Below are 14,055 nucleotides of genomic sequence, written 5' to 3'. Positions count from 1 at the left end.
ACAGGAGATCTCATGAGCCAGTACGACAAACTTACCTTGAAAGACGGCAGCTATTTGCATTTTAAAGACTGGGGAAGTGGACAACCTATTGTGTTCAGTCACGGTTGGCCGCTGACGGCAGACGCGTTTGAAGATCAGATGCTGTTCCTTGGATCGAAAGGATTTCGTGTGATCGCCCATGACAGGCGTGGACATGGGCGTTCGGCCCAACCCTGGGATGGTCATCATATGGATCAGTATGCTGATGACCTGGCTGAACTTACCGCGCATCTCAATCTTAAAGATGCCGTACATGTTGGACACTCTACCGGCGGTGGGGAAGTGGCTCGTTATATTGGCCGGCATGGGACGCAGCGGGTGGCAAAAGCGGTGTTAATTGGCGCAGTGACGCCCATCATGATCAAGACTGACTTTAACCCAAATGGCGTGCCGAAAGAGGTATTCGATGGCATCCGTGAGGGGGTTGTGAACGATCGCGCCGCCTTTTTCTATGAGCTGACCGCTGCATTCTATGGCTACAATCGTCCTGGCGCAAAAGAGTCGAAAGCCGTTCGCGAAAGCTTTGTTGAACAAGGTTTACAAGGTTCCATCAAAGCATTGTACGACTGTATACACGCGTTTTCGGAAACAGATCTGCGTGAGGACCTCAAAAAGATGACCATCCCGACGCTGGTGATCCACGGTGATGACGATCAGATTGTCCCGTTTGAAACCTGTGGAAAGGTCGCGGCGGAAATACTGCCGGACTCGCAGTTGAAGGTATATGTCGGCGGCTCGCATGGCATTTGCACCACCCATAAGCAACAGATCAACGGTGACCTGCTCAACTTTATTCAGTCGTAATCGTTGGCAGATTGTTCTACGCTGATCTTCTTTTTCCAGGGGGATGAGCGAAGCATAATTTGTGCTGCGCTGACATTAACTTCAACAGGGAACGCTATGTATTTCTATCAACCGTCACAAGGACACGGCTTACCGCATGATCCGCTAAATGCCATCATTGGACCGCGCCCGATTGGCTGGATTGCGTCGCGTGACAGCAACGGTCGGCACAATCTGGCACCATACAGTTTCTTTAACTGTTTCAACTATCACCCGCCGATTATCGGTTTCGCCAGCAGCGGCTGGAAAGACAGCGTGCAGAATATTATCGAAACCGGTGAATTTGTCTGGAACCTGACGACTCTTGAGCTGGCCACTGCGATGAACGAAACGTCAGCCAGCTTGCCGCACGGTGAGGACGAGTTTTTTGCCGCCGGGCTTAGCAAGGCAGATAGCCGGATAGTCAACGTGCCGTGCGTGGCGCAAAGCCCGGTCAATTTTGAGTGTCGTTTATCGCAAACTCTGCAACTAACTACTGCTGATGGCTCACCGGTTGATACCTGGCTGGTGTTGGGGGAAGTGGTAGGCATTCACATAGATGAAACGCTCCTGGAAGACGGCATCTATCAGACGGCGAAAGCGAAGCCGGTGCTGCGTGCAGGTGGGCCAACGGCGTATTATTCGATCAGTGAAACACACCGTTTTGATTTAGTTCGCCCGGACGCCCGTGCAAAACGCTAAGTTTACGGACCGACGCCAGCTCGCAGCGTCGGTCGCAAGTTTCAGTATCCGACTTTGTCGATAATAAACTGTTTACCGCAGTTACCCGGATGCAGTTGCGGTAAGAATGACTGGGCAGATAACGTCTGGTTGATGTTGTCGGCTTTCAGGGATAACTGGATCTCAGTGAGATACGCTGGATTACCGTGGCAGCTTAGCTTCACAGCTTTGACGTTCTCTTTGCCCCAGCTTTTGGCAACGGCGGCGTCAAATGCGTTACGGCTGACGGTTTTGCCGTAGTTTTCCGCCAGGAATTTGCCCATCTCGCTGTTCTTAACCTCATTATTCAGCCGTACCATAGTGCCGAAGTATGTGTCGGGATCAAAACCGAAACACGCGCCATGTTTGGCATATTCGTAACGTTCCAGACAGGATCTCCCTCCAGCACTGGGCATTACAGCGCTGAGTTTTGCCGCGCTTTCCAGCGACAGTCCGGTTTCGGGGGCCGCGCATTTACGGCTTGCGCGGGCTTCAGGCAGGTTGGGAATGGGGCGAGTCGCGCAGCCAAAACGCATCCAACGGCGGTTGTCTACTCCACGGGCGGCAATGGATTTAGGCAGGCTGGGCCATAAACCGTGAACGGTCAGGAAATCCGCTTTGTCTGCGCTCTCTTTTTGCAAACGACATTCGTCAGGCTCCTGACGATTACGCTCGTGTTGGCTCTGACAAAATCCGGTTTGCCAGGAGAGAGCCAGCACGTAGCTGTCAAAATCAGCGTACTGTTTTGCCTGAAGTTCATCGGCCTGAGTTGCAGAAACTGGCAGCAGGAGTGCTGCCAGCAACGAAGAATAACGCCATGTTGATGTCATGATGATTTCGGACACTTATATAAATTCTGAATATCATCTATTTAATCATAAAAAATGCCAGTCAGGTTTAGCTGACTGGCATCATTTTCATCAGGCGTGAACCGGGATGATTAGCTCCACATTGCCAGAATCGGCCAGCCGACCAGCAGAAGCATAGCGATGTAGATAACGCCGAAGATAGCACCCAGACGCCAGTAGTCTTTGGACTTCACATAACCACAGCCGTAGATGATAACGCCAGGGCCTGTTGCATATGGAGTCAGACAGCCCATGATACCGATGGACAGTACCAGCAGGATACACAGGTGTTCCATCGGGACGCCCGGAATACCTTTACCGACGGCCAGAATAACCGGCAGCATGGTGGCGGTGTGAGCGGAAAGGCTGGCAAACAGGTAGTGAGCAAAGTAGAACACCAGTACCAGAACGATCACGGTCGCGTTAGGCGAGAAGCCTTCCAGGTGCGTGCTCATAGTGTTGGCGAACCAGTCGATGAAGCCTGAACGGGTTAAACCATTCGCCATAACGACCAGCGTGGCGAGGTTAACCAGAGTGTTCCATGCGCTGTTATAACGGGTAATGTCTTTCCACGGTACAACGTGCAGCGCCAGCATCAGGGAAACAGCCAGCAGGCCCACTGCGGTTGCATCAATCAGTTTACCACCGAAGACCCACAGACCCAGACTGAGCAATACCAGACCGATCAGCGTTATCTCTTTACGGGTCAGTTTACCCATGCCTTTCAGTTCATCACCGGCCCAAGCGGCAACTTCAGCACTGTGAGTAACTTCTGGTTTGTACAGAACGTATGACAGCCACGGAGCAACGATCAGCAAAATAATACCGACCGGCAGGAAGCTAAGGAACCACTGCAACCAGCTGATTTGAATACCGGCAATTTTGTTGACGAATTCCAGACCCAGTACGTTAGGTGCAGCGCCGGTCACGAACATCGAAGAGCTCAGACTGGTACTGATGACCATCATCCACATCAAATATCCACCGATACGGCGCGCGGAAGGATCGTTCGGGAATGATTTAAACAACGGCGGCAGGTTTTTGATTACCGGGAATACGGTGCCACCGGTACGCGCGGTGTTAGATGGAGTAAACGGTGCCAGCAAAATGTCGATGATAACAATCGCATAGCCAAGCGTCAGGGTACGTTTACCCATGAATTTCACCAGGAACAGCGCGATACGACGACCCAGACCGGTGACTTCATAACCCAGTGCGAAGATAAACGCACCAAACACCAACCACACGGTGGTGCTGGAGAAGCCAGCCAGACCCCATTTCAGCGCTTGCTTGCCCGCTTTAAACGCCGGGTCGGCCAGTTCTGAAGCATCAAACAGCAGATAGTTGCTGCCGATAACGCAGATCGTTACGGCGATAAAGCTGATCGCTGTTGCCGGGATTGGCTCAAGGATCATACCGACAATCATTGCCACGAATACGGCAAAGTAGTGCCAGGCCTGTGGAGGCATTCCATCAGGGACGGGGATAAGAAACATGACACCCATGACGACCAATGGGGCCAGTAACTTCCATATTTTATCTTTTGCTAAAGACATGTGTGTGATTCTCCGGAAAGGATCTTTAATTGTGATAATGATGAACTTGTGAAATCTGAGCTAAAAACCAGGTGACGATCAGCAGATCGGCGCAGCCTCCGGGACTGAGGTTGCGTTCAATGCACTGTTGGTCGAACTGGTGTAGATATTCGAGATCGGCAGGGGTACGAATCCCCCCTTGCTGCATCAGGGCGGTGGCCTGCTGCTGTAGCCAACGCAGACCTTCTGCGCCGCCACGTGAAGCCACGTTGGTGTCGCCGTTGATAGACATCAGCAGCAATAATGTGTCGAGTAACGCCAGTTCAGGGTCGCGGCCCTGAGTCAGCAGTGCGCGGTAGTGCGGCAGGGCATGCTGGATGACTAGCGGATATCCCGCTTCGGCTTCGCCCCGTGCGCCGGTTAATCCCAGTTGCTGATAAAGACGTTGGCCAGCCGTGAGTTGTTGATTGTTCTGGCGCAGTTCGCGCTCGGTCAGGCCACGGCAAAATGTTGCTGCCGTAGAGCAAATGGTTTCAGCGGTAACAGTGAGTTGGAGCTGGTGCAGGCGGCCAATGGCGGCGCACAGCAGTCCCAGTGAAAAGATGCTCCCTTTATGGGTGTTCACCCCGGCGGTGGCGCGGAACATATCGGCTTCGCAGGCCATGCCCAGAGGGCGCAGTCCTTTCAATACATCCTCAGGCGACAGCTGTGCGCTAAACGCCCCATATTCAATAAAACGTGGCAGCCATGACTGAATCGCTTCAGCGCTGCGATGAAAATCTTCCAGCGCCATATCTTTATGCGCGCCGTTGTTAATACGATCTACCAGACCGGGTTTGGGCGACAGGTTGACTTCAGTCAACATGGCGCGCCACGCAAGCGTTGCGTAAGCATCAGGCAGATCCAGAGGGAGGACTGCGTTATTGGTTGATGTTGCGGGAATCGGCATCATGCAGCAGTGCCTCCATCTGAGTGAGTAAGTCGGAAAGCGCGTGGGTTTTACCCCGCGCACAGTCGGCAGCACTTTGCTCGCACAGCAGACAGCGGCGGGCAGGGAGTGCGAAATGACGCCGGGACAGAATTTCCCCTTCAGGGGTCAGGACATCGATGTCCCATAGCCGTCCCAGCGGGTGTGAATGCTCAAGTTCAATTGTGGCGAGCTTGAGGTCGTGGGCTGGAGCCTCAATAGACAAAAGACCTTCTGGACCGCTGGCAGAAACCAGCGCTGTTTGCTCCCTGACAATCCAGGTGGATTGTTCCGCCAACGCGAGCAAGGCGGTTACGCCGTGATTAAAGATACGACGGGTTAATTCGCTGTCTTTAATCGGTCCCGGTGCGACGACGGTAAACGAGACCAGCGGCGCAGAGTGGCGTGTCAGCCACTCCTGTTGCCTTGCCTGTCTCTCATCACGGCTGGCTAGCAGCTCGGGAATGGAAACCGCGTGTTGGGTGGCGTATTCAGGGAGCAGGTGCATGGTTTATTCCTTCACCTGATGCACAACGTCAATCACTGAACCATCGCGGTAACGCACAACGGCAATCACGCGGTCAGTGAATTCGATAGCGCGTGGCTGACCGGTGAGCTGCTGTGCACGTTCGCGCAGCCATTCAATGGACACCACTTTCATACCGGCTTCTTTCAGACGTTCTGCCAGTTCCGGACGTGCAGGGTTGACGGCGATACCGTGGTCAGTGACCAGAATGTCAACGCTGGAGCCTGGGGTTACGCAGGTCAGCACGTTATCAACCAGGGTCGGGATGCGTCCGCGAACCAGCGGCGCGACGATGATAGACAGCGCAGCGGCAACCGCGGTATCGCAGTGACCACCGGATGCGCCGCGCAGTACGCCGTCAGAACCGGTCAGTACGTTGACGTTGAAGCTGGTATCAACTTCCAGCGCGCTGAGCACCACGACGTCCAGACGATCGACGGATGCGCCTTTTGAGCCCCAGTTGGCATACTGGTTGGCACTGATCTCAATGTGGTTTGGATTGCGGGCCAGCGATTCTGCGGCGTTACGGTCAAAACTCTGAACGTCCAGCAGTTTGCGAATCAGGCCTTTTTCGTGCAGGTCAACGATGGTAGCGGTAATGCCGCCCAGCGCGAAGTCGGCACGGATATCGCGGCTGCGCATTTTGTCTTCCAGGAAACGCGTAACGGCCAGAGAGGCGCCGCCGGTTCCTGTCTGCAGTGAGAAGCCTTCGTTGAAGTAGCCGGAATTAGCAATGACCTCAGCCGCGCTACGGGCGATTAACAGTTCACGCGGGTTGGTGGTCATGCGGGTCGCATCGGCACCAATTTTGTCCGCATCGCCGACCTGATCGATCTGCACGATCAGATCTACCTGATCCTGCGTAATGCTGGCCGGGTTATGCGGATAGGTCAGCAGCTGTTCAGTCAGCAGGACAACCTGTTTCGCGTTTTCGGCGTCTACGCGGGCATAGCCCAGTGAGCCGCAGCACGCTTTACCGGTATAACCGTTGGCGTTGCCAAACTGGTCGCAGGACGGCACGCCGAGGAACGCCACATCAATGCTGAGCTCGCCACTTTGCACCAGGTGCACACGGCCACCGTGGGAGTGAATTTGTACCGGTTCGGCTAGCAGGCCACGTGAGATTTCTTCCGCCAGCGGGCCACGCAGACCGGAGGTATAAATGCGGCTAACCACGCCCTGACGGATGTGCTCAACCAGCGGAGCATGGCAGTCGCTCAGAGAGCTGGAGGCCAGCGTCAGATTTTTAAAGCCCATATTGGCGATGGCGTCCATCACCAGGTTAATCGTCAGATCGCCACCACGAAAAGCGTGGTGGAAAGAGATGGTCATACCATCCTGTAAACCTGAACGACGAATAGCGTCCTCCAGGTTAGCGCACAGCTTTTTGTCGCGCGGTTTTTGCGCCTGCAATTCTACTTTTGCGGTGCTCTGATAAGCGGAAAGCTCACTTTCTGCATGACGGCTCCAGGTCGCCACGCGATCCTGGCGTTGAGACTGTTCGATTTTCTGCGTCATTTTTTTGCCTTATTCTTCGCGAATGCCGGAAAGTTCTGCACGGGAGATAACCAGAAGGGCGCGCTCGATAACCGGGCTGTCGACCATTTTGCCGTTCAGGGAAACTACACCACGACCTTCGCGAGCAGCGGCTTCAGCGGCTTCCACAACCAGACGGGCGTGAGCCAGCTCTTTGCGCGTTGGGGCGTACAGGTTATGCAGGAGTTCGATCTGGCGCGGGTTGATGAGCGATTTGCCGTCAAAACCCAGTTGCTTGATGTGTGCGGCTTCGTGCAGGAAACCCGCTTCGTTGTTGGCATCGGAATACACGGTGTCGAACGCCTGAATACCGGCAGAACGTGCAGCCTGCAAAATAGAGCAGCGGGCAAACAGCAGTTCAGTACCTTCCGGTGAGCGCTCAGTGCGCAGGTTACGTACATAGTCTTCCGCACCCAGGGCAATACCGATCAGACGTTCGGAAGCATGGGCAATTTCTACCGCGCGGGTAATGCCTAACGGCGATTCGATGGCAGCCAACAGACCGGTGCTGCCTGGCTCACGGCCACAGGCATTTTCGATACGTAGAATTTCGCTTTCGATGTCGATGACATCCTGCGCGGTATCGGTCTTCGGTAAACGTACGATGTCAGCACCGCCGCGTACCACAGCTTCAAGGTCGTTGATTCCCCATTCGGAGTCGAGGGCGTTTACACGCACGATGGTTTCAACGTCGTGATACAGCGGATGCTGCAGCGCGTGGTACACCATGCGGCGAGCGGTATCTTTTTCACGCAACGCGACGGAGTCTTCCAGGTCGAACATCAGCGCATCTGCCGGGTAGATGAACGAGTTGCTGACCATGGCGGCATTGGCGCCCGGTACGAACAACATGCTGCGGCGAGTACGGGTTTTACGTTGTTGCAAAGATTCGGAAATCACTGGCAATCCTCCCATGGCAGTGCCGGAATACCGCCAGCGCGGGCCAGTAGTGCTTCCAGTCGCGCACGTAAAATGCAGTCCAGTGCGCCTTTATCATCAACATTCAATTGCACGCCGCGTACGTTGTAGCGGGACAGAACGTCCAGAATAGTGGCCCGTATGGCATCACCGAACTGCTTTTCGACGCTACTGTTAACCTGCAGGTCAATATCCTGCGAATCGAGTGGGGCGATGCGAATCATCACATCACCGGACTCGAGTGTGCCTGCGACGGCTGCCTGGTTTATTTTCATTTTTCACCTGTTGCTAATGCGGGGGTATTTTGGCGGACTGCCGCACCCGATGAGGCTCGTTCAACCATGCTTTGCAGATACTGCAGCGTGGCGTCAGGGACCAGGGATGCGATAGCCGTGAGATCTTTTTTAACCAGCAGCTTGCGCACCCAGGAGGCGGAAATCGGCATCTCCTGGAAACACAGCCGCTCAATTTCCACCAGTTCAATCGGCGGGGCGGGAAGCGTTGGGGTCTCCAGCCAGTAACGCATATCGTTGTTATACTGGGAGGTGACAGTGCAATACGGCTCAGTACCGACGAAGCGGTGCGTGACGCCGAGAGCCGGAGCCAGATACTGGCGGAAGATTTTCAGGTCTATTTCGGTGTAGCAGTGGTTAATAACGCTCTGCTCTTTGATGAAGTAACACGGGAACGTGGCGCGGGAAATGATGTACTCCGAACCGCGATGCACGGTTAAACGTGGAATGTCTTTTGTTCCTTTAAGCACCAGATCCAGGCGGTCTTCATACGGAAAACGTGAGGTATCTTCTTTCACCAAAAACAGATGCAGCCAGTCACATTGCGCGGCTGCCTGTTGGATCAGAAAACGGTGTCCGTTGGTGAAGGGGTTGGCGTTCATGACGATACAGCCAATTTTTTTCCCATCATGACGCTGTTTTGCCAGTGATTCGGCGTAGCGTTTCAGACGTGTGGTGCTGTTTTCCATCAATACCATAATGCCGGGAACGCTGGTGAGCGTAGAAAAACCGCACTGTTTAAACAGCGATTCGTACTCGGTTTTGGTATAGATGAAGAGGTGCGTACAATGGCGTTCATAGGCAAGGTTGATTAACTCGGTCGCCAGCGTTAGCGCTAAACCCTCGCCGCGGACAGATTCACAGATTGCGACACACTTAATAATATTCCCAGCGATACCACCGCAGGCAATCAGACGGTCGTCACGGGTGACGGTGATAAATACTTCGACGGTCGTATCTACGCTCAAATCATTCTCTTTCAGAAATTGCGCGATAGCCGCCATCTTTTTATTTTCTGAGCGTTTAACTTGCGTGAATATATTATTACCGAACATAGTGAATAGAGCCCCGATGCTATATTTGTTACTGGGTTTCTGTTTTTGTTGCTCTGTTTAGCAACCTGATAACGTTTTGTTTGCAATTGAAGGGAATGGTTTTTTATTACGGAGTATTTCTTTTTTTCCCTGCTGCATACATCGTAAGGGGTATTTTGGAGGTAATTTTTGATTTATTTCACAATAAGTTAGAAGGTTTTAATGTGTTTTATGGTTTTAAGTTTTTTAATTAATTTAACCCTAAAATAAGGTGTGGTTTTAATTTGTTTAATTGATTTAAGGTGGGGAATCTGCAACGATCATGTTTTATACCATAACGTGTAAATAGAACATTTTAATTACAACTACAATGAGAAATTAGTTTTAGTTAACGTCGGTGAGGAAAAATGTGATGACAGAACAGAAAAATAAAACACGGTTTCCTTTTTTCCGCAGTCTGGCGTTTCCTTTACGTATCTTTCTGCTTATTCTGGTCGTTTCTGTTTTTATCATTGCCGCCCTGGCACAATACTTTACCGCCAGCTTTGAAGATTATCTGGCAACGCATGTCCGCGATATGGCAATGAATCAGGCCAAAATCATCGCCTCTAACGACAGTATCATCACGGCGGTTAAGCATCGTGATTACAAGCGGCTGGCGACGATTGCCGACAAACTGCAGAGCGGAACTGACTTCGACTATCTGGTTATCGGGGATACCAACTCCATTCGTCTATATCATCCGAACCCGGAAAAGATTGGCTATCCGATGCAGTTCACCAAACCCGGCGCGCTGGAAAAAGGGGAGAGCTACTTTATTACCGGTAAAGGGTCCATCGGGATGGCAATGCGCGCTAAAACGCCCATCTTTGATGACGATGGCAAAATCATTGGCGTAGTCTCAATTGGTTATCTGATCAGCAAAATCGATAGCTGGCGATCGGACTTCTTACTTCCGATGGCCGGCGTGTTTATCCTGCTGTTGCTGGTACTTATGCTGCTCTCCTGGTTTTTCGCTGCCCATATTCGTCGGCAGATGTTGGGTATGGAACCGAAACAAATTGCGCGGGTGGTACGTCAGCAGGAAGCGTTGTTTAGCTCGGTATATGAAGGATTGATTGCCGTGGATCCTGATGGATATATCACCGCAATAAATCGCAGTGCGAGGAAAATGCTGGGGCTGTCTTCACCTGGGAGAAAGTGGCTTGGAAAACCGGTGAGTGAGGTGGTTCAGCCAGCGGACTTTTTCACCCAACAGATTGCGGAAAAACGACAGGATGCGATGGTCAACTTTAATGGACTGAGCGTTATCGCCAACCGTGAGGCGATTCGCTCCGGTGACGAACTGCTTGGGGCAATCATCAGTTTTCGTAGTAAAGATGAAATTGCTACTCTTAATGCGCAGTTAACGCAGATCAAACAGTATGTAGAGAGCCTGAGAACGCTGCGTCATGAGCACCTGAACTGGATGTCGACCATCAATGGTCTGCTGCAAATGAAAGAGTATGACAAGGTTCTGGCCATGGTGCAGGGAGAATCCCAGGCGCAACAGCAACTGATTGACAGCCTGCGCGGCGCGTTTGCCGATCGTCAGGTAGCCGGTCTGTTGTTTGGCAAGGTGCAGCGCGCGCGGGAACTGGGTCTCACCATGACTATTGTTCCGGGCAGCCAACTGCATCAACTCCCCGAGGGGCTGGATAGCACAGAGTTTGCAGCAATTGTTGGCAATCTGCTTGATAATGCATTTGAAGCGAGCTTGCGCACCCAGCAAGGCAACAAGGTCGTAGAGCTTTATTTGAGCGATGAAGGGGATGACGTGATCATCGAAGTTGCCGATCAGGGATGCGGTGTGCCGGAAGCATTGCGTGAAAAAATATTTGAACAGGGTGTGAGCACCCGTACCGATGAACCAGGTGAACATGGCATCGGTTTGTATCTTATTGCAAGTTATGTGAGGCGCTGTGACGGGGTGATTACGCTCGAAGATAACTCCCCCTGCGGCACCTTATTTTCTTTATTTCTTCCGAAAGTGAAAAAAAACAATGACGGAACCATTAACGCTATTGATCGTTGAGGATGAAACGCTACTGGCGGAAATGCATGCTGAATATATCCGCCATATACCCGGCTTCAGCCAGATTTGGCTGGCGGGTAATCTTGCGCAGGCGAGGATGATGATTGAGCGTTTTAAGCCCGGTTTGATTCTGCTCGATAACTACTTGCCGGACGGCAAGGGAATTACCTTATTGCATGAGCTAACTCAGGCGCGTTATCCGGGCGGAGTGGTGTTTACCACGGCGGCCAGCGACATGGAAACAGTCTCCGAAGCTGTGCGCAGCGGCGCGTTTGATTACCTGGTCAAACCCATTGCCTACGAGCGGCTGGGGCAGACCCTGACGCGTTATCAACAGCGTCGACGCATGTTGGCCGGTAATGATAGCGCCAGTCAAAAGCAGATAGATGAGATGTTTAATGCCTACGCGCGGGGCGAGCCGAAAGGGGATTTACCGACCGGGATTGATGCGTTAACGCTGAATGCAGTGTTGAAATTATTCGCCGATCCGACGGTACACCATACAGCAGAAACGATCGCCCAGGCGCTCACCATCAGCCGAACGACTTCCAGACGCTACCTGGAGTACTGTGCCAGCCGTCATTTGATTATTGCGGAGATTATTCACGGTAAGGTGGGTAGGCCGCAGCGTATCTATCACGGCGGCTAAATGCTGATTTCTGACGTAGGCCGGATAAGATGCTTTAGCATCGACATCCGGCAACGTTGCAGTCGAAATGCCGGATGCGGCGTGAATGCCTCATCCGGCCTACATTTCTCTGAGTATCAGCCGCCAACGACGGCTGAAGAAGAGCCTGGTACCATCACTTCAGTTGCGATAATCACAACCAACAGCCCAACCAGAACCGGAACCGAAGTACGTTTCACCACTTCGAACGGAGAAATCTTCGCCATACCTGCAACAGCAACCACCACGCCGGAGACCGGGGAGATTGTGCGTCCAAGGTTTGACGCCTGCAGCATCGGGATAACAAGGTAAGCTGGGTTAATGCCGGAGGAATGCGCCAGCTTAGGGATCATCTCAACGAAGGCATAGAACGGAGCGTTACCGGAACCCGTAGTCATTGCCGCCAGCATAGTCAGGATCACCAGCACCATCATCAGAATAATGCTCGCCGAACCAAACGAGGTGGCGATAGAAATCAGACTCTGAATAAAGCCGATTGTGCTCAGACCCTGGGCAAAAACACCCGCAGCGACTAACAACATCACCACGTTAGCAAAGGCATCCGCCATGCCACGGTAAGCGACTTCCAGACCAGAGAAAACCTTTTGGGTGTTGAACCCACGTACGAATTCCAGAATAGCTGCGATGAGCATGCACAGAACCAGAATCGTAATGATATGCAGCTGCGGGCCCCATTTACCATCAAAAATCAGGACGCCAACAATCGGGGTAAACGGCAGAATGGCGTAAAATGACGGGGCAGTCGTGGTGATTTCAGCTACATCTAACATTTCATGAGAAATGTTCTCTTTTTTATCCAGAAAACGCTGCCAGAAAAAGTGGGCAATCGCCATAGCAATGATGGCGGCAATGGAAATTGGCAGCGTGGTTTTAAAGGCGAAATCGATCAGCGGCATTTCCGCAGCTTTTGCCGCCAGCACCACATCACCGGATGTTGGTGAAAGAATAATTGCAGCAGGGGAGGCGCAAATGGCCGCTGCGGCGCCACGGCTGATCCCTACGTTAACCATGACCGGGAACAGTGTTGCCATAAGCAATACGCCCAGACCGGTTGCTGACGAAACCGCCAGTGACATCAGGCAGGCGACAAAATAGGCGGCAATCATTAGCAGGTAAGGAGAGTTGATGTATTGCAGAGGCTTGGAGGCCAGCTTAACGACCATATCGTTCGCGCCAATATGGGTCATATAAGCGGCAAAACCACACAGCATCATGATCATCATGCCGAGATCGCCACCACGGCTCATCAGCAAAATTTTAATATATTCAACAATGTCTGTTGCCGTATAGCCTGTCGATGCCGCGCTGGACGGCAAAACTTTATGCCCCATCAGCGCACTGATAATCAGCAAAACCAGACCGCCAACAAACAGTACGCCTGTCGCGGAATAACCTTTAATGATGTAGCGCGCTACACCCACAATAACCACAACCCCAATAAGGAGTTCAATAAATGTCAACATCGTTTCCCCTGTCGCATTGCTGCCCAGAAAGTAAAAAAACTAAAAAAAGTAAAAAGTGGTGACAGAATGTGCCTAATAAACCGATAACTCTTGCTGATTAAAATCAATAAAAATACGGATTCAAGCGATGGCTAAGCCGTTTTTTCAGCATCGTGGTTAAAAAAAGAATCTCACAATAAGAAACTGTGAAGCGCAGCGCTGATGTGTGTGTTTTGTGGCGATATTGATTGTTAATTGTTAATTTATTGTGATGATATTTAACTTTTTTTCGGAGGAAAGAACAATTTATTGGCAATAAAGAGAAAATAGTTCCTATCAGATGACTCAATAAATTCATGGATATTTATCTTAAAAATTATAGGCTGAGGATTATTCTGATTTTTTAGCTGCGCATTTTTGTTAAGCTAACATTAAGGTTGGGTTTGCTACAATTAATAATAAATCCCAGGATGGTAATTAAGTTGTGATTGTCGCTAAACGATATTTTCTCATTTTTTCATTTCTTTTTATTCAGTTAGGGAAGGTGCGAATAAGCAGGTCATTTCTTCCCAAGCTGACTCGCTGATTAAAATTTCGCGGATCTGGGCCGATT

13 protein-coding genes are annotated in these 14,055 nt (G+C 51.6%); 4 read left to right on the top strand and 9 right to left on the bottom strand.

What is annotated here, in order from left to right; genetic code table 11:
- The first annotated feature begins 12 nt into the window (after positions 1-12).
- Both OGX94_RS24240 and OGX94_RS24235 read left to right on the top strand, forming a co-directional pair.
- Positions 13-843 carry an alpha/beta fold hydrolase gene (locus OGX94_RS24240; protein ID WP_003831266.1) on the top strand — a complete coding sequence of 277 codons (831 nt, stop codon included), beginning with the start codon at positions 13-15 and terminating at the stop codon, positions 841-843.
- Between the two features lie 96 nt (positions 844-939).
- Positions 940-1,563, top strand: a complete 624-nt coding sequence (locus OGX94_RS24235; protein WP_257661478.1) for a flavin reductase family protein — start codon at positions 940-942, stop codon at positions 1,561-1,563.
- A gap of 41 nt (positions 1,564-1,604) precedes the next feature.
- On the opposite strand, the gene rna is transcribed toward OGX94_RS24235, so the two are convergent.
- The 8 genes from rna to citC form a co-directional block, all read right to left on the bottom strand.
- Positions 1,605-2,411 carry a ribonuclease I gene (gene rna / locus OGX94_RS24230; protein WP_257661479.1) on the bottom strand — a complete coding sequence of 269 codons (807 nt, stop codon included), beginning with the start codon at positions 2,409-2,411 and terminating at the stop codon, positions 1,605-1,607.
- A gap of 110 nt (positions 2,412-2,521) precedes the next feature.
- Complete coding sequence (citT, locus tag OGX94_RS24225) at positions 2,522-3,985, bottom strand: citrate/succinate antiporter CitT (RefSeq protein WP_003831271.1); 1,464 nt, start codon at positions 3,983-3,985, stop codon at positions 2,522-2,524.
- 25 nt (positions 3,986-4,010) lie between these two features.
- The gene (citG, locus tag OGX94_RS24220; protein ID WP_003831272.1) at positions 4,011-4,916 is read right to left on the bottom strand and encodes a triphosphoribosyl-dephospho-CoA synthase CitG; all 906 of its coding nucleotides are present in this window, start codon (positions 4,914-4,916) and stop codon (positions 4,011-4,013) included.
- The gene (citX, locus tag OGX94_RS24215; protein WP_071445765.1) at positions 4,885-5,439 is read right to left on the bottom strand and encodes a citrate lyase holo-[acyl-carrier protein] synthase; all 555 of its coding nucleotides are present in this window, start codon (positions 5,437-5,439) and stop codon (positions 4,885-4,887) included. The genes citG and citX overlap by 32 nt, the downstream gene beginning before the upstream one ends.
- Positions 5,440-5,442: 3 nt before the next feature.
- Entirely contained in the window at positions 5,443-6,975 is a 1,533-nt protein-coding gene (citF, locus tag OGX94_RS24210) for a citrate lyase subunit alpha (protein ID WP_008784078.1), read from the bottom strand.
- Between the two features lie 9 nt (positions 6,976-6,984).
- Entirely contained in the window at positions 6,985-7,893 is a 909-nt protein-coding gene (locus OGX94_RS24205; RefSeq protein WP_003831275.1) for an aldolase/citrate lyase family protein, read from the bottom strand.
- Complete coding sequence (gene citD, locus OGX94_RS24200; protein ID WP_003831276.1) at positions 7,890-8,186, bottom strand: citrate lyase acyl carrier protein; 297 nt, start codon at positions 8,184-8,186, stop codon at positions 7,890-7,892. The genes OGX94_RS24205 and citD overlap by 4 nt, the downstream gene beginning before the upstream one ends.
- Positions 8,183-9,259: a [citrate (pro-3S)-lyase] ligase gene (citC, locus tag OGX94_RS24195; protein ID WP_003831277.1), complete on the bottom strand. Its 1,077-nt coding sequence runs from the start codon at positions 9,257-9,259 to the stop codon at positions 8,183-8,185. Before citC ends, citD begins: the two co-directional genes overlap by 4 nt.
- Before the next feature lie 391 nt (positions 9,260-9,650).
- Between citC and dpiB the strand changes: the two genes are divergently transcribed.
- Together dpiB and dpiA are read left to right on the top strand one after the other, a co-directional pair.
- Entirely contained in the window at positions 9,651-11,312 is a 1,662-nt protein-coding gene (gene dpiB, locus OGX94_RS24190; protein WP_257661480.1) for a sensor histidine kinase DpiB, read from the top strand.
- Positions 11,281-11,961 carry a two-component response regulator DpiA gene (dpiA, locus tag OGX94_RS24185; protein ID WP_003831279.1) on the top strand — a complete coding sequence of 227 codons (681 nt, stop codon included), beginning with the start codon at positions 11,281-11,283 and terminating at the stop codon, positions 11,959-11,961. Before dpiB ends, dpiA begins: the two co-directional genes overlap by 32 nt.
- A 116-nt stretch (positions 11,962-12,077) precedes the next feature.
- Here dpiA and dcuC read toward each other — a convergent pair whose 3' ends face one another.
- Complete coding sequence (gene dcuC, locus OGX94_RS24180; RefSeq protein WP_003022136.1) at positions 12,078-13,463, bottom strand: anaerobic C4-dicarboxylate transporter DcuC; 1,386 nt, start codon at positions 13,461-13,463, stop codon at positions 12,078-12,080.
- Positions 13,464-14,055 lie beyond the last annotated feature (592 nt).

Origin of the sequence: Citrobacter sp. Cpo037 (assembly GCF_030332945.1) — a bacterium.
GTDB classification, from domain to species: Bacteria; Pseudomonadota; Gammaproteobacteria; order Enterobacterales; family Enterobacteriaceae; genus Citrobacter; species Citrobacter portucalensis.
Note: the sequence above shows the minus strand (reverse complement) of the source record. Positions and strands in the feature narration are given on the sequence as shown.